General features: G+C 43.1%; 21 protein-coding genes and 1 pseudogene. 20 read left to right on the top strand and 2 right to left on the bottom strand.

What is annotated here, in order from left to right:
* Positions 1 to 967: 967 nt before the first annotated feature.
* Positions 968 to 2,770: a neutral/alkaline non-lysosomal ceramidase N-terminal domain-containing protein gene (locus tag RB620_RS20310; protein WP_308097478.1), complete on the bottom strand. Its 1,803-nt coding sequence runs from the start codon at positions 2,768 to 2,770 to the stop codon at positions 968 to 970.
* Positions 2,771 to 3,313: 543 nt separating this feature from the next.
* On the opposite strand from RB620_RS20310, the gene RB620_RS20305 reads away from it, so the two are divergent.
* On the top strand, positions 3,314 to 3,751 hold the full coding sequence (locus tag RB620_RS20305; protein ID WP_308097477.1) for a DUF5071 domain-containing protein: 438 nt from the start codon (positions 3,314 to 3,316) through the stop codon (positions 3,749 to 3,751).
* A 434-nt stretch (positions 3,752 to 4,185) separates the two neighbouring features.
* Here the strand turns inward: RB620_RS20305 and RB620_RS20300 are convergent.
* A pseudogene (locus RB620_RS20300) lies at positions 4,186 to 4,347 on the bottom strand (transposase); the annotation flags it as partial.
* Between the two features lie 94 nt (positions 4,348 to 4,441).
* On the opposite strand from RB620_RS20300, the gene RB620_RS20295 reads away from it, so the two are divergent.
* The 19 genes from RB620_RS20295 (at position 4,442) to RB620_RS20205 (ending at position 14,279) form a co-directional block, all read left to right on the top strand.
* Positions 4,442 to 4,990: a GNAT family N-acetyltransferase gene (locus tag RB620_RS20295; protein ID WP_308097474.1), complete on the top strand. Its 549-nt coding sequence runs from the start codon at positions 4,442 to 4,444 to the stop codon at positions 4,988 to 4,990.
* Positions 4,933 to 5,400, top strand: coding sequence for a DinB family protein (locus RB620_RS20290; protein ID WP_308097473.1), 468 nt, complete (start codon positions 4,933 to 4,935; stop codon positions 5,398 to 5,400). The genes RB620_RS20295 and RB620_RS20290 overlap by 58 nt, the downstream gene beginning before the upstream one ends.
* Positions 5,401 to 5,428: 28 nt before the next feature.
* Entirely contained in the window at positions 5,429 to 5,836 is a 408-nt protein-coding gene (locus tag RB620_RS20285) for an NUDIX hydrolase (protein ID WP_308097471.1), read from the top strand.
* Positions 5,837 to 5,857: 21 nt separating this feature from the next.
* Positions 5,858 to 6,394: an HIT family protein gene (locus RB620_RS20280; RefSeq protein ID WP_308097469.1), complete on the top strand. Its 537-nt coding sequence runs from the start codon at positions 5,858 to 5,860 to the stop codon at positions 6,392 to 6,394.
* Positions 6,354 to 6,800 carry a GyrI-like domain-containing protein gene (locus RB620_RS20275; RefSeq protein WP_308097467.1) on the top strand — a complete coding sequence of 149 codons (447 nt, stop codon included), beginning with the start codon at positions 6,354 to 6,356 and terminating at the stop codon, positions 6,798 to 6,800. Before RB620_RS20280 ends, RB620_RS20275 begins: the two co-directional genes overlap by 41 nt.
* 59 nt (positions 6,801 to 6,859) lie before the next feature.
* Entirely contained in the window at positions 6,860 to 7,255 is a 396-nt protein-coding gene (locus tag RB620_RS20270) for a GNAT family N-acetyltransferase (protein WP_308097465.1), read from the top strand.
* A gap of 20 nt (positions 7,256 to 7,275) precedes the next feature.
* On the top strand, positions 7,276 to 7,815 hold the full coding sequence (locus RB620_RS20265; protein ID WP_308097463.1) for a histidine phosphatase family protein: 540 nt from the start codon (positions 7,276 to 7,278) through the stop codon (positions 7,813 to 7,815).
* A gap of 76 nt (positions 7,816 to 7,891) precedes the next feature.
* Positions 7,892 to 8,128, top strand: a complete 237-nt coding sequence (locus RB620_RS20260) for a hypothetical protein (RefSeq protein WP_308097461.1) — start codon at positions 7,892 to 7,894, stop codon at positions 8,126 to 8,128.
* A 64-nt stretch (positions 8,129 to 8,192) separates the two neighbouring features.
* A complete protein-coding gene (locus RB620_RS20255) occupies positions 8,193 to 8,789 on the top strand; it encodes a VanZ family protein (RefSeq protein WP_308097459.1) in 597 nt (198 codons plus the stop codon).
* Complete coding sequence (locus RB620_RS20250; protein WP_308097457.1) at positions 8,764 to 9,387, top strand: hypothetical protein; 624 nt, start codon at positions 8,764 to 8,766, stop codon at positions 9,385 to 9,387. The genes RB620_RS20255 and RB620_RS20250 overlap by 26 nt, the downstream gene beginning before the upstream one ends.
* 52 nt (positions 9,388 to 9,439) lie before the next feature.
* Positions 9,440 to 9,973, top strand: coding sequence for a GNAT family N-acetyltransferase (locus RB620_RS20245; protein ID WP_308097455.1), 534 nt, complete (start codon positions 9,440 to 9,442; stop codon positions 9,971 to 9,973).
* A gap of 2 nt (positions 9,974 to 9,975) precedes the next feature.
* Positions 9,976 to 10,164, top strand: coding sequence for a M24 family metallopeptidase (locus RB620_RS20240; protein ID WP_308097454.1), 189 nt, complete (start codon positions 9,976 to 9,978; stop codon positions 10,162 to 10,164).
* A gap of 102 nt (positions 10,165 to 10,266) precedes the next feature.
* Entirely contained in the window at positions 10,267 to 10,761 is a 495-nt protein-coding gene (locus RB620_RS20235; RefSeq protein ID WP_308097452.1) for a cysteine hydrolase family protein, read from the top strand.
* 5 nt (positions 10,762 to 10,766) lie between these two features.
* Entirely contained in the window at positions 10,767 to 11,477 is a 711-nt protein-coding gene (locus RB620_RS20230; RefSeq protein ID WP_308097450.1) for a metallophosphoesterase family protein, read from the top strand.
* A 21-nt stretch (positions 11,478 to 11,498) separates the two neighbouring features.
* Entirely contained in the window at positions 11,499 to 12,005 is a 507-nt protein-coding gene (locus RB620_RS20225) for a GNAT family N-acetyltransferase (protein WP_308097448.1), read from the top strand.
* Positions 12,006 to 12,021: 16 nt separating this feature from the next.
* Positions 12,022 to 12,366 carry a cupin domain-containing protein gene (locus RB620_RS20220; RefSeq protein ID WP_308097446.1) on the top strand — a complete coding sequence of 115 codons (345 nt, stop codon included), beginning with the start codon at positions 12,022 to 12,024 and terminating at the stop codon, positions 12,364 to 12,366.
* Positions 12,367 to 12,401: 35 nt separating this feature from the next.
* Complete coding sequence (locus RB620_RS20215) at positions 12,402 to 12,992, top strand: AAA family ATPase (protein WP_308097444.1); 591 nt, start codon at positions 12,402 to 12,404, stop codon at positions 12,990 to 12,992.
* 34 nt (positions 12,993 to 13,026) lie between these two features.
* Complete coding sequence (locus RB620_RS20210) at positions 13,027 to 13,566, top strand: GNAT family N-acetyltransferase (RefSeq protein ID WP_308097442.1); 540 nt, start codon at positions 13,027 to 13,029, stop codon at positions 13,564 to 13,566.
* Positions 13,563 to 14,279: a class I SAM-dependent methyltransferase gene (locus RB620_RS20205; protein WP_308097441.1), complete on the top strand. Its 717-nt coding sequence runs from the start codon at positions 13,563 to 13,565 to the stop codon at positions 14,277 to 14,279. Before RB620_RS20210 ends, RB620_RS20205 begins: the two co-directional genes overlap by 4 nt.
* The last annotated feature ends 32 nt before the right edge of the window (positions 14,280 to 14,311 follow it).

Below are 14,311 nucleotides of genomic sequence, written 5' to 3'. Positions count from 1 at the left end.
GTTGCCGCGACGACTGGTGAAGTGGAGCCTTTAATCGTGAAAGTCTGAGCAATTTTAAGCAATACTGAGGAGCACGTGCGTTAAGTGTCCTAGACTCAAGAATTCAGGGGTTGAACCGGTATTTTTGGATGGTATTTTAAGAAAAACTGATATTATGCTAGAGGAGCTGCAGGGTGTCACTGTATTGTCGTACCTGAAAAAAATGCAGTATCCGTTCGAATGTTAAACAAATATACAGATAACTATGAAGAAGACCAAATTACGTTCAATGAAACATTTTATAATTGCCTTATAAATATGTGATTGTTTTCGCGGCTGTCTCTGCTCGGTCCGCCAGAAGGATTACTAGGGAGCGAATTCAGGTAAATAACTTATTTCCAGAGGTGGTAAATTGAATCTATTTAGAGCATTATTAATAATTCATATCTTAGTATTATTAGTGTCTTGTAGTAATGAGTCAAACTTAATCTCATCCACCAGTACTAATTCGCAATCTGCTGAAACTGAAAAAACAGAAAAAGAATTGGTTAATAAAATTATGGGTAGATGGTTTAGTGCTGAAGATATACTAATTTTCTTAGAGCTAAATGATAATATTGAAATTACTTAAAGCTATTCCTGCACGCGCAACTGCAAGGCAGCGAAGGACTGCGGGATATCGCCGACGACGTGCTCAGTCTCGCATTTCAGCAGGAGCTTGGTCTCACGTCTATCTCGGCAGCCCAACATAGTCGCAAGCACTAGCAGGTGAATCCGGAGTTGCTCCAGCATGTGTTCGAGCGTCTCGTCAAGCGGATTCTCACGACATACCGTGCGCCGGCTCATCGCAGCAAGATCGTCGACTCAACAACCGTTACCCTGTGCCTGCAGAAGTACAAATGAGCATAATATGAGGAAGAAAAAGCCGGTTACAACCTTTTGCGTGGCAGTAACCGGCTTTTTGTTTAAGTGTACGTTATTGAAGCTGTCATTTAGAGTTGATCGTGACTGTTTGAGTTTTCTGATCCCAGCTAACCTTAGCTCCTGCAGACTCACTGACGAACCGAATACCGACAATTAAGGTGCCATCGGCTAAAAAGGGCGGTTCAGTAAGCTGAACAGCTTCTCCATTAACGTAGGCAGTCGTACTATCCATGGTTAGTTTAAGCGTAAGTCCATCTTTTTGAGCTGTGACACTTTTTTCTACATTATCCCACTCAACGCTCATGCCAAGCTTGGTGAATATAGGTCGGAACGGGATCATGGTCACACCGTTCGTTTTGTAGACTTTTGAATCAGAAGAGAGATCCTCACCGTCAAAGAGTACCTTAGCAGCGTTCTTCGCATTTACCGATGATAATGCTTTTGCCGATGATAAAGCCATGTATTCGGATGCCAGATCCGCAATACCGTCAACGATACGGTCCTCGGCGTAACCGGGCTGCAGACGCGAGCCGAGCACCTGAAAGGTCTGGTGGCCGAAGGATTCATTGTCAGGAATATAACCGGACGCGGCCTTACCATTGGCGATGGTCACGAACATCGTCTTGGTCATGGGCGACTCTTCCTTCACCCGCAAGCCTATCTTCGTATAAACCTCGGCATTTACCGTCGCCAGGGCGATATCCCCAATGCCGAGTACGCCGATCCGTACGTCTACGTCGTCGCCATCCTCATATACGCCGGCTACACCCTCGCGGGCATTGTCCAGACGCTTACGGCCTGGGAAGGTCAGCGTTTCTTGCAACCCCCGAATTACCGGAGATGCATCAAATTCCTCTGTATGGGTCATTACTCGGATGACTTCCTCCCCGAGAATAATACCTAGCGCTTCCATATAATCAGCTAGCTGCTTTGCAATTTCAGGATCCAGGTCCCCATGCGGAACCTCGTTGTTTCGCAGCGGAGCCTCTACGTCTTCGCGGACCAATTCGTAGCCGTTTATCTCGACGCCGCTTTTGGACGCAAGCGCGTTGGTTCCGGTCCTCAACCACCTCGGGTTCTGATCTCCCGACGCGCCTTGGGTGAATACGGTAATCATATCATCGCCGAAAGCCTGCTCTACGTAACGACTTGTCGCAGATGCAAAATCCCCACTCACGACGCCTGACAAATAACCGTTAACAGGGTGCATGGCATAGTTTACATAGGCAGCAATCGGTTTGCCGTTTGGACGAACGAACGAAAGAACCGCAACGGTCTTGTCCGAAGGCGCATCCAGGTTCGCGGCCTGGGTCCAACGATGCGTTTCTGGGTTGATTGTGTCCCGATTGACATTCAGGTCAGCTGTTCCGGTAGAATAGCCGACAAGAGCCGGTTCCATCTCGGAGGCAGCTTCCTTGACCGCATCCAATAGCACATCAGCAATAAAGTCGGTGCCGTACCTCGGGGTGCCGGATGGCGGTGGAGGTCCTGCCGGCCGATCGCTGTGAATATGGGTAGGAGAGATAATGATATTCTCGAGTGGAGTGTCCAGCTCGGCTGCTATCCGCGTACTGGCATCGGCCCAAACCGGCTCATCGATTCCGCTTATATCGGCGCCGATCAGCGCACCGCGAGTCCCGTTATTTTCGAACACGATCGCGCGGACATAAAGCTTTTCATGTTCATACTCGTTAAGCGGCGGGTAATCCGGGTTGACCGGCGGCGTAATATCGAGCCGTGAGATCCCGACAAGTAATTCCTCGGAATTGCTGGTCGCCGCCCCTGCCGTTGATTCAAAAGGCGAAATTCCCACTGAGATTGTTAAAGCTACAGCGACGCATGACACAAAAACTTTACGTAAACCCATTTCCTCATCCCCTTATTAAAGTATTGGTCTGTTCTAATCATGCTCTTAGTTGTATGCGCTTACACACTTATATTACATCGTTTACTTCCCATCTATCTCACGAAATAGAAGATAATATTATTATTATCTATATTATTTTGTGTTTTCAATCGCCGCCAATACGCACCCGCGAATCATATTCTGGTACGAAATCCCGACGTCCTAATCTTAGTTTCACGAATCTTGCTGTCCAATCCACTCATTCAGTTGCTTATTTACAGCGGAGCCCCCCTGTTTCATTGCTTCTATGATAAAATGGGGCATAATATTATTATGCTTTTTACCCAGCTTCACTAGCGTTGCATTAAATCGTGACGATCTTTATGTCTGAAAATTCATATTTCAAGGCTAGTAAATCCAAAAGGACGGACGCCTCCTAAAGGTAGCTCTTCCAACTTGGATGAATAATGTAAATTTGTTCACACGAGTAATTATCTGAAAGGGTTGGAAGTTCAAAGTGATTGGATTAGATAGTGTCTCATAAGTACGTTTTGGGGTGATTACATGGAAGAAAATTTGAAGATTTTACTTTCTTCGTTAAGTTGGAGTTGTACGGAGGAAGAACAATCCAAAGCTATTTTTCAACTGGTTCAATTTAAAGAAAAACTATTTGATTGTTTGATTACTGAATCGGGTAAAGATAAATGGGAAAATTGCATTAAGATAATTAGTCAATTTGAATATCAGGATAAAGTGAAAATGATTCCACAAATGCTTTTTCTTCTCAAAGATATGAACTGGCCAGGAGCCATTGAATCAGTTAATTTAATGTTGGGAATGGAGTCAGAAGATTTAGCGCCTAGTATTATTAATGCATTAGAAGAAGCCGTTCATGAGAATGACACAATATGGATTGCATGGTTAAAGGAATTTATAGTGACACGTAAACTCAAATTATTACTCGAAGAATATTCTGAAGTACTCAAACTTGCAGAATGGTGAACCCACCATATTCACGCTTCGATCATGCCCTCGGTCCGGCATATGGAGGTCTAAATGGATAATAGCCAAACGCAAGAATGTACCAACAAATGAAAGGACGCGATAACATGGGAAATAACTTTTACAAAGTATTAGGGACGGTTTTTATGGTCATTAGTGGACTGCTGTATACCCTCGAAAGAATAACAGAAAGAATATCGTCCTCAATTATCGAAGCAGGCTATGCGACTAATGGACATATCACTGATATTGAACCTGAATATCTAGGGTTCTTTCACAACTTTTTTGTTTGGTTCTTTCTGTTTGTCGGGTTTTTGTTGTTAGTATATGGATTCCCTAAGAAAACACATGACAAATAAAGATTAAGAAAAAGCAAAATAGAGAACTAGATTAACAAACCTTCCTCAATAGGGAGGGGTTATGGTAAAATGTTCCTAATGATCTAGTTTCGAAATGCCGGCAACGGCAGATTGATACAAAACTGTACGGTGGTAAGATGAACCCCTCTTCGAGATGTGATTCTGCTTGGCTTTGAAGGTTCCCAAATCGTAAACAGATGAATCCAGCCCTGCAAAAGCGGTCAACTGTTTAATGGTAGGGAACCTTTTTTAATCGCCAATCTCCGCAACTATTTATTGAGTACAGCCGGACACATCCGACTCCCGAAAAATCAAAGAGCAAGGAGGCGTAATGTTGCTGATTCGACAAGGTCGCATTCAAGATAAGTTTCAACTAACCAAGATGAGATTTGACTTTTCTATGGAAAACAAAGTGACAACCCCCGATTTATATCAATCATTTTATGAAGAGTGTAATTTATTTTTTGAAGACATGTTTGAATCGAAACGATGGGTTGTTTGGGTTGCTGAAATAGAAGGCGAAATTGTATCACATGTTTTTATTGAGATAATAGATACGGTTCCAAGACCAGGACGAAAGAAATCCCCATTTGGGTACGTTACGAATGTATATACAGTACCTGAATATCGATCACAAGGGATTGGTGGCAAAATCTTGGATGAAGTAAACAACTGGGCGAAAGAAAACGGATTAACATTTTTAATGGTATGGCCCAGTGAAACCAGTGTTCAATTTTATGAAAGATATGGATTTAGGAGCGCCGAAGAAATGATGGAGAATCATTTAAAACATAATGTGGTCGTAAGAAAGGGGTCATTTTCATGTCAAGTAAAACCATCAATGAATTTTCTAGTTTCATCTCTTATATCGAGAGCCTAAGAAATCTACCAGAACAATATTGGATGCTACCCATTGCACCGGGAAAATGGATTTTAAAAGAATTGGTTTGTCATCTATGGAATTGGGATCACTATAGCTTGAACGTAATGATTCCTTTGATGGAGGCAGGCGCAAAGCTGCCCGATTTTGTAAATATTGAAGAACATAATGAGGCTGCAAAGGAATTAGCTAAGTCGTTTAACAACGCAATCGATCTTATTGATGTATTTGTAAAGAACAGGGAAGAGATGGTACAGCTATTAATCCAAAAATATGACAAGACTGTCAGGTTTACGATTGGTAATGGAAAAAGACAATACTCATTTGATAGTTATGTGGGTATTTTTACTCATCATGACGAACATCACAAAACACAAATAGAAGATATGAAGCGCCGGCTTCATCTGTGAATAAAATTGATATTTAGGAGTAGATTTTATGGTCAATCCAAAACATTTTGTTTCAGCGGCTGCAATTGTACTAAATGATAAAAACGAAATATTGCTTATTAAAGGTCCCCAAAGAGGCTGGGAAATGCCAGGTGGAGTAGTAGAAGAGGGAGAGTCATTAACGCAAGCAGCGATCCGAGAAACTAAAGAAGAGTCGGGCGTAGATATAGAAATCATTAGATTTTGTGGAGTCTACCAGAATGTAGCGGAATCGATTTGCAATACGTTGTTTCTAGCGAGGCAAATTGGCGGAGAACCCATAGCCACGAATGAAAGCTTGGAGACTGGTTTTTTTCCAATCGAAGAAGCGTTAGGCATGGTGACCTTTATGAATTTTAGGCAACGGATCGAAGCCTGTTTAAACCCGGAGAAAGCTCTAAACTTTGTTGAATTCTAAAACTAGAAGGGACGATTTACAATGACACGGCAGATTACGTTGGCTGATGGCAGAAATGTCGAAGTAGATTGTCTTAGCTGCGCTTTAACAAGTGGATTAATAACGCCAACTGGCGGAGTCATTTATGAATCGAAACATTTTCATATCCATCAAGATGTTGCATATCCAATACGGGGATTAGTGATTCTGGCTTCAAAACGGCATTTTTACTGTATGGATGAGCTCACTGACGAAGAACAATTTGAATATATTTCGTTAATCCATAAGGTTAGAAAGGAACAACGAACAAGACTCGGGATAGAGCAGGTTTATTTTTTTTACAACGAAGACACTACGCATCACTTTCATTTATGGATGGTTCCTAGATTTGAATGGATGAATCAATTTGGGAAATCAGTAGAATCCTTAAGACCTGTCTTATTACATGCCAGGAATCAAATGAACAATGAAGAAAATATGAAGGATGTTATTGAAGGAATTAATGAATTAAGAGAGGGATTAAAAGGGAGAGACGGTGATGGATATCAATCAAATCGAAATCGTTACTTTGGAAGCTAAACATTTTGTAGGAGTTCCAGTGACTAATGTCTTCCAAAGATTTGATGCCGAAAGAATGAAAGAGGCAAACCGTATATTTATGACGAGAAGAGAAGAGATTAAAGCAATCCTCAATGAGCGAGAATATGTGTGCCCTCATTTTGCAAACGATATTTTATTTACATATATTTACTGCATGGAAGTTGTAGAAATAAAGGAAATTCCAGATGACATGATTGGCTTCAGTATTCCAAGTCAAAGATATGTCAAATTAAGATCTGTTGATCAAGATCCATATGCGTTAAGTAAAGCTTTTTTAAAAGAAAAAAAACTTGAAAATAATATCCGCTCACTAGCGTTAGAAGTGTTTAGATTTGGAGAAGAACAACACTTCAATCATGCAGATATTTTCGTACCAATAAAATAACAGAACGATCTCAAGACTTTGGTGATAATACATCAACTCACTACGAGAGGAACTTCGAAATGATTACATACGCTGAGAATAAAAAACTTCATGCAAAAGATGTTGCTAAGGTGTTCAAAAACTCGGGAATAAAAAGACCTTATGATGACCTGGACCGAATACAAAGAATGATTGATCATTCAGATCTTATTATTAGCGCTTGGGACGAAAATAAATTAATTGGTATCGCGAGAGCGATAACGGATTTTTCATACTGTTGTTATTTATCCGATTTGGCAGTCGATCAGGAGTATCAGAATCAAAGCATAGGAAAAAATCTAGTAAATCGATTACAACTCCTTTTGGGAGATGAAACATCGTTAGTTCTGCTATCTTCGCCGGGAGCTATTCATTTCTATCATAAAATTGGGTTTGAGAAATCGGATAAAGCATTTGTCATTGCAAGAAAGAAGTAGAAAGAAACGGAGAGATTTCAATGAAGAATATCTTTCTAGTCAGACATTGTAAGGCCGATGGGCAAGATCCATTGGCCAGATTAACGGATGAAGGAAGAGTTCAAGCGAAACAAATAGCTGAGTTTTTCAAGAATGAATCTATTGATGAGATTATTACGAGCACGTTCAAAAGAGCGATCGATTCAATCTCCCCATTGTGTGATGAGCGTAATCTGGACTATTCGGTCGATACAAGGCTTGAAGAGAAGGTATTAAGTTCATTGAAATTAGATAACTGGATGGAACTTCTGAAGGAATCTTTCGATCAATTAGACATTGTTTATGAAGGCGGGGAGTCCTCTAAGGCGGCAATGAATAGAGGAATAGAGGTCATCCATGAAATTATGAATGGGCTAAACCAAAACGTTGTGGTAGTAACACATGGAGCGTTGATGACCTTGATTATGAAATACTTTGATAACAGTATCGGCTATGAAGAATGGCGTAATTTAACAAATCCTGATATTTATCTTCTAAAAATAGATGACACAAACCCTATGGTCGAGCGAATATGGAAATAAGAAATGGAATGTTCCCGAAAGGCAAGTCGAGACTTCCGTTGTATTGCGGAGTAATTGAAAGGTGGATTGAAGCATCATGTCTCGGAACATAGATAAACGCAACATTTTGGATGACGAGGTTTTTACGTACAAAGTATCAAAGGACAATAAGGTATTCATTTCCTGGAGAGGGAAACAGGTGACGATTTTATCGGGGAAAGAAAGCGAGAAGTTTCTTCAAAAAGTCATGAACGCCGATCATAAGGAAGCGCAATTGATCATGGCAAAAGTGACCGGAAATTTTAAGCGGGGCAATGAAAAGGATCATAAGTAGGAGTCGGGAGAATTGTAACGAAGAAAGAATGTAGCTTAAAAATGCTGAAACGAGGTACTTCGTTGTGAATCAAGTTTCGGAAATGGTTTCAACATTTTGTTTGTTTTTTCTAATACAACTTCCGGTATTAATTGTTTATAACTTAATTAGGAACAGAAATGTACTCAAACATATTCGTATAATAATAGCTATAGCCTATGTAATGGTAATTGCGGAATTAACGTTATGGTCTTGGTCTCCTGTTACAGGTCAAACGCCGATTCGTTGGTCGGATATTTCATATAATTTTATACCCTTTAACAGTATCCTCGGTTCTTGGAATCATTCGTATTATCTCGTTGGTATTCGAAATATTGTAGGCAATATTTTTTTATTGCTGCCGCTGGCCATTATTCTTAAAACGAAAGGCTCGTTTAGGGTCTTTTGGGTTGGATGTGCGATCTCGTTAGCTATTGAAATGGTTCAAGGCCTTTTATCGAAATATGGATTCATTAACAGGAGATCCGTTGATGTAGACGATTTAATCTTAAACACTGCAGGTTTTTATATGGGCTACTTGATCCGGAGCGTCTTAACCCACTTTTATAGAAGGGTGCTTTATGGTAAGAGTTCATTAATGGGGGTAGGGGGATCGCATGCATCTCAGAGGCGTGATTCTTGAAGGTTATTCCAACGCGGGCAAGACGTCGGTACTCAAAGCGATAAAAAGATATCAGGCACTCGATGAAACCGCAGAACGCAGCGTCGTTGTGCTTGGAGAACATTATTCTCAAGTGTTAAACAACGTCCATGGACAGTTTATCTCTTTAACTCCCGAAGAGCATCTCAAATTGCTTCGAGACCGGGTCGATATGTTAAAAAATCTTGATAGTTGGGCAGCTCATCTAGGTCCGGCATCTCGAAGTTCCAGAGGTTTATTTTTTGTCCTTGAGCGGTTTCATCTAAATCATAGAGCTGCCTTTCCAGACGAAAAGTCTGCTGAAATCAGCTTAATCGAACAAGATCTGCTAGCTATGGGCGCGAGATGTGTCTTGCTTACAATCTCCGATGAAGTGGTTGAAGAACGCGTGAAGAGTAGGCAACCGGCGGAGTGGGCGTGCAAATCGAGGGAAGAGATCGAGCGATCCTGTAATCAGCTCATCCATTCTCAATTGGAGTACAGATTTCAAGCTGAACGATCCATCATACCCACTTTGGAAATCAACACGGATGCTAAGGACTGGGATGAATACGCTCGTTTGATCATGGCGGGTAGTTGACTTGAAATGATAGATGATCGTAAGCCAAAGTAAACGAGGTGTTATAAGCCAAATGATCAAATATAACCAGATGAAAATCGAAGACGCCTCTCATTTAAGAGAAATTGATCGGTCGGAGTATATCGATCACACATATAAAATGATCAATGGCGTGTTGACTGCGATTCCCGAATCCGGTCATGAATGCCCGAGTTGGAATGATGCGATGCTGAACGGTTTGGAAAGCCGATTTGTGTTCGAGCTCCAAAACGGCGGAACGGCGATCGGCGCTTACGATGATAACAAGTTAGTCGGCTTCGGGGTGCTAGCCCATCTTTTCCGCGGCGAATACAAAGATCAACTTCAGGTCGATTTGATGTACGTGTCCCGGAACTATCGCAGGCAAGGGATTGGGACAACGATCCTGCAACAGTTAAGCCATCTGGCGAAAAATAAAGGCGCCAAATCCTTGTATATTTCGTCTACCGAAACCCGCTCGGCCGTGTCGTTCTATATGAGTCAAGGCGGACGCTTGGCGCAAAAGGTGGATGATGAATTGTTCGAGAAAGAACCGGCCGACATCCACATGGTAAAGGAGCTCGATTAATAATGGATGCTCAGCAGGTTGCGATTCGGGCATGCCAAGAATCCAAAAAATACTTGAAGCCCGGCATATCCGAGAAGTGGTTTTCGGATAAATGCGAGGAAATTATGTTCTCACTCGGCGCTGAAAGCTTATGGTATCCCATGCTCGTTAATTTCGGCCGCAACTCGATCTACTGCAAGAGCCACTGCTAGGCAAAACATGGGCGATTGAACCTCACATCAGCAACGGGACATTTGGCGCTAAATTCGAAAACGTTATTCGAAAGTAAACTACTATTGGATGGAGAAGATAAAATGAAACTAGCGTTTTTAATAATCGACATGCAGACGATCTATTTGAAAGATCAGGTAGAAGAGAAAGCGATCCAAAGATCATGCGAATATATCAATCATGTTGCGGGCGTCATTCGTTCACACAATCATTTGGTTGTCCATGTCCAGGACGTCGAAGGCATAAATGATTCGAACAGAGAAAGTTATCGTATTATTCCCGAGATTGACGTTCAGCAAGATGATCTCATCGTGACCAAAGAATACTCGAATGCCTTCTGGAAAACGGAATTAGAGCAAGTGTTATCAGCCAACGGCATTAAACTTGTCATCCTTTCTGGTTTTGCGGCCGAGCATTGCGTCTTATTTACCTATAATGGCGCGATTGAACGAGGATTCAAACCTATACTGTTGCAACATGGCATTCTCAGCACGAATCATGAGGCCATTCTTGCCGCCAACAGAGACCGGCACCTGATTTCATATCCAGTCATTGAATTTCTTGCCATGGAGTCATGATCAAGATGAAACGCATGGTTATGATTAGCGATATCCATGGATGTATCCAACAACTTGACCGATTGCTGCAGCTTATCGCTTTTCATCCAAAAGAGGATCAGCTGATCTTGCTTGGCGATTATGTGGATCGGGGGCCGAATAGCAAAGAAACCGTGAACAAGGTAATCGAGTTGGTTCGCGAACAGGGTGCCATTGCTTTGCGCGGGAATCATGATCAAAGGCTCGTTGATTTGATTCGCAACGATAGTCATGCGATCCGATCGAAGTTTCTCCAGCATGGAGGCGCCCAAACGATTCAAAGCTATTGCGATCTCGATCTCGATCATGATGTTACGGATGAAATACTAGACCAAGCGATAGAGACGATTCGTGTTCGTTATAGCCATCATATCGATTTTCTAAGCGATCTTCCGTTATATCACGAAGACGAAAACCATATTTATGTTCATGCCGGGCTGAATCCCGCCTTCGCGAATTGGAAGGAACAATCCGAACATGATTTTATGTATATCAAGGATCCTTTTATTCGATCGGACTTCGATCTTGGCAAAACGGTTGTGTTCGGACATACGAGAGCGATGGCTATTCATGGATCCGCCGATGTTTGGTTTGGCCGGGACAAGATCGGGATCGATGGCGGATGCGCCTACGGCATGCAGTTAAACGGCTTAATCTATCAGGACGAAATTTATAAAACCGTACGAATCGAATTATAAACAGGGGTAGGATGACAAGTCATGAAAATAACGTTGCGAGAACTAAACGAGCAGGATGCGGCCACGGTCTCCAATGCTTTTCGAGAACAAGGATGGAACAAGCCGATCGAGCAATACGTTCGTTATTTGGATGAACAGCGAGGCGGCCGGCGCGTTTCGATCGTGGCCGAAGCCGACGGGGATTTCGCCGGATACGTCAATGTGATATGGAACTCTCATTATCCGTCGTTCAGGGAGCAGTCGATTCCGGAAATCAATGATTTTAACGTTCTGATCAAATACCGCCGTCTAGGGATTGGGACCAAGCTGATGGATCAAGCCGAGGCCGTCATCCAAGAACGGTCTAATGTCGCCGGCATTGGAGTCGGTTTATTCTCGGATTATGGCCATGCTCAAATTCTGTACGCAAAACGAGGTTATGTTCCAGATGGCAAAGGCATTCATATCGGCGATCGTTATGCCAGCTACGGAGATCAAATCACGATTAACGATGACGTTGTGCTCTATTTGACTAAAATTCTAAAGTAAGGGATGACTGCAACGAATGAAAGTAAGCAAAAAAACGGGAGAAAATTACAACTGGGGATCGAATTGCGATGGTTGGCATTTGGTCAATAACGATGATTTGAGCATTATTCATGAAAGAATGCCTCCCGGAACAAAAGAAACGAGACACTATCATAACCGTTCGAGGCAATTCTTTTTTGTGCTGTCGGGAATGGCCACGGTCGAGATGAACGGGGAGCAGTTTGAAGTAGAGGCGCAAGAGGGACTCGAAGTTCCGCCTCTTACCCCGCATCAAGTGTTTAACCGTACGAATGATGACATAGAATTTTTGGTAGTTTCACAACCGACGACCAAAGGAGATCGGATTTTGCTAGAGGAATAGGGAATATAAATGACAAGGAATTGGGGCTGAATGATTTGATTCTTTGGATAAATGGCGCGTTCGGATCCGGCAAGACGACGACTGCAAATGAACTTCATCGCAGAATCCCGCATTCGTTCATCTACGATCCCGAAAACATCGGTTATTTTATTCGGAAGAATGCGCCTAAGTCGATGCAGAAGGATGATTTTCAAGACCATGAGTTATGGCGATCATTTAACTATTCCATGCTTCTGTCCATTGCAAAAGACTATTCAGGTACCGTCATCGTACCCATGACGATAGTGGATGAACAATATTTCGACGAGATCGTGACGCGATTGCGGACGGAAGGGGTCGAGGTCAAACATTATACGTTGGCCGCAAGCCGCGACACGTTGCTGAAACGGCTGAAGCGAAGAGGAGATGGCAGCGGCTCATGGCCGGCCAAGCAGATCGACAGATGTATCGCAAGTTTATCGAAGGAAACGTTCGCGAAACAGATCGAAACGGATCAGTTGACCATCGATGATACGCTTGAGATTATCTCGGCTGATGCGAACATCCCGCTGAGACCGGACCATAGAGGGATCGTGAAGAAGAAACTCGATCGATTGGCTACCACGATAAAGCATATTCGATTTTAGCCGTCACTTTGAAAAAAAAAAGGAGTGTACATAAATGGGTATCATCATTCGCACCGAAACGTCCAAAGATATCGAGCAAGTCTTCGACGTGAACCGGGCGGCATTCGGCAATCGCGACGACGAAGCGCAATTAGTAGAGCGAATTAGACGATCGGAGCAGTTTGTCGCTCAGCTCTCCATCGTGGCCGAGCGGGATGGCGATATCATAGGTCACTTGCTGCTTAGTAAGGCGGAAGTTGTTGATGATGAAAGTAGGCATGAAGTCATTGTACTTGCGCCGATTGCCGTGCTCCCGAATGTCCAGAAGCTGGGCGTCGGCACACGGCTAATTGAAGAAGGGCTAAAGCGATGCAAAGAGCTCGGTTACGGTTTGGTTCTATTGATCGGGCACCCTGATTATTATCCGAGATTCGGATTCCGTCCGGCGCGTTCCTTCGGTTTGGAATTACGACAATTCGAAGTGCCCGATGACGTATTCATGGTTTGTGAGCTCCAAGAAAACGCGTTGCGGCAAATAAAAGGCGAGCTGCGGTACCCGGTTTCATTTTTCGACAATAGTGGTTCTGCCAGATGAACACAATGGATCGAATCGCCCTTATTCGGGCCGAAGAAAAAAAGTATCACGATCAATGTTATGATCGAAATCTCTTATTCGAACCGGGATCTTGGCTGTATAAGCCTGTCCGCACGGTGATGGAGCTTCTCCCCCTGTTGGTAGACAAGGAAGGCATGCGGGTATTGGATCTTGGTGCAGGCGTCGGACGGAACGCCATCCCTATCGCTCAATACTTACAATCCCGGTCAGCCTCCGTTGTCGCCGTCGATCTCTTGGAATCGGCCATTCACGGCTTGCATGATTACAGCCGACAACATGGCGTAGACGATTCGATCGAACCGGTCTTATCCGACATTGAAGGATATGCCATCGCGGAGAACTCGTTCGACTTCATATTTGCCGTGTCCGCACTTGAGCATCTTCGTTCGATAGATTGCCTTACCGCGAAACTCTCGGAGATGGCGAAGGGAACGAAATCCGGCGGAATCATTTGTATTATTATGGGTACGAACGTTCGTGAGGTGTTGGAAGAGACCGGAGAGACGATCGAACCGATGTTCGAGCTTAATCTTCCGACGGGAAAGCTTTTACAACTGCTAGAAACACAATTTAGGGATTGGGACGTTCTGAATCATCATGTAAACACACAACGATATTCCATTGAACGACAGGGGCGAGCCGTGCAACTTTCATGCGATTGTTTGACGTTTTCGGTTCGTAAACGATGGTAATCGATGGTATGATAAAAGTGCTAAGGCGCCGT

The organism is Paenibacillus sp. LHD-117 (assembly GCF_030929555.1).
In the GTDB taxonomy this organism is placed as follows: domain Bacteria; phylum Bacillota; class Bacilli; order Paenibacillales; family Paenibacillaceae; genus Pristimantibacillus.
Note: the sequence above shows the minus strand (reverse complement) of the source record. Positions and strands in the feature narration are given on the sequence as shown.

Bases quoted from the DNA above. Each gene is read 5' to 3' on its own strand.
- RB620_RS20230 (WP_308097450.1), top strand. From the start codon at position 10,767: ATGAAACGCATGGTTATGATTAGCGATATCCATGGATGTATCCAACAA.
- RB620_RS20310 (WP_308097478.1), bottom strand. From the start codon at position 2,770: ATGGGTTTACGTAAAGTTTTTGTGTCATGCGTCGCTGTAGCTTTAACA.
- RB620_RS20205 (WP_308097441.1), top strand. From the start codon at position 13,563: ATGAACACAATGGATCGAATCGCCCTTATTCGGGCCGAAGAAAAAAAG.
- RB620_RS20235 (WP_308097452.1), top strand. From the start codon at position 10,267: ATGAAACTAGCGTTTTTAATAATCGACATGCAGACGATCTATTTGAAA.
- RB620_RS20270 (WP_308097465.1), top strand. From the start codon at position 6,860: ATGATTACATACGCTGAGAATAAAAAACTTCATGCAAAAGATGTTGCT.
- RB620_RS20220 (WP_308097446.1), top strand. From the start codon at position 12,022: ATGAAAGTAAGCAAAAAAACGGGAGAAAATTACAACTGGGGATCGAAT.
- RB620_RS20280 (WP_308097469.1), top strand. From the start codon at position 5,858: ATGACACGGCAGATTACGTTGGCTGATGGCAGAAATGTCGAAGTAGAT.
- RB620_RS20265 (WP_308097463.1), top strand. From the start codon at position 7,276: ATGAAGAATATCTTTCTAGTCAGACATTGTAAGGCCGATGGGCAAGAT.
- RB620_RS20250 (WP_308097457.1), top strand. From the start codon at position 8,764: ATGCATCTCAGAGGCGTGATTCTTGAAGGTTATTCCAACGCGGGCAAG.
- RB620_RS20210 (WP_308097442.1), top strand. From the start codon at position 13,027: ATGGGTATCATCATTCGCACCGAAACGTCCAAAGATATCGAGCAAGTC.
- RB620_RS20240 (WP_308097454.1), top strand. From the start codon at position 9,976: ATGGATGCTCAGCAGGTTGCGATTCGGGCATGCCAAGAATCCAAAAAA.
- RB620_RS20225 (WP_308097448.1), top strand. From the start codon at position 11,499: ATGAAAATAACGTTGCGAGAACTAAACGAGCAGGATGCGGCCACGGTC.
- RB620_RS20285 (WP_308097471.1), top strand. From the start codon at position 5,429: ATGGTCAATCCAAAACATTTTGTTTCAGCGGCTGCAATTGTACTAAAT.
- RB620_RS20305 (WP_308097477.1), top strand. From the start codon at position 3,314: ATGGAAGAAAATTTGAAGATTTTACTTTCTTCGTTAAGTTGGAGTTGT.
- RB620_RS20290 (WP_308097473.1), top strand. From the start codon at position 4,933: ATGTCAAGTAAAACCATCAATGAATTTTCTAGTTTCATCTCTTATATC.
- RB620_RS20295 (WP_308097474.1), top strand. From the start codon at position 4,442: ATGTTGCTGATTCGACAAGGTCGCATTCAAGATAAGTTTCAACTAACC.
- RB620_RS20260 (WP_308097461.1), top strand. From the start codon at position 7,892: ATGTCTCGGAACATAGATAAACGCAACATTTTGGATGACGAGGTTTTT.
- RB620_RS20245 (WP_308097455.1), top strand. From the start codon at position 9,440: ATGATCAAATATAACCAGATGAAAATCGAAGACGCCTCTCATTTAAGA.
- RB620_RS20275 (WP_308097467.1), top strand. From the start codon at position 6,354: ATGGATATCAATCAAATCGAAATCGTTACTTTGGAAGCTAAACATTTT.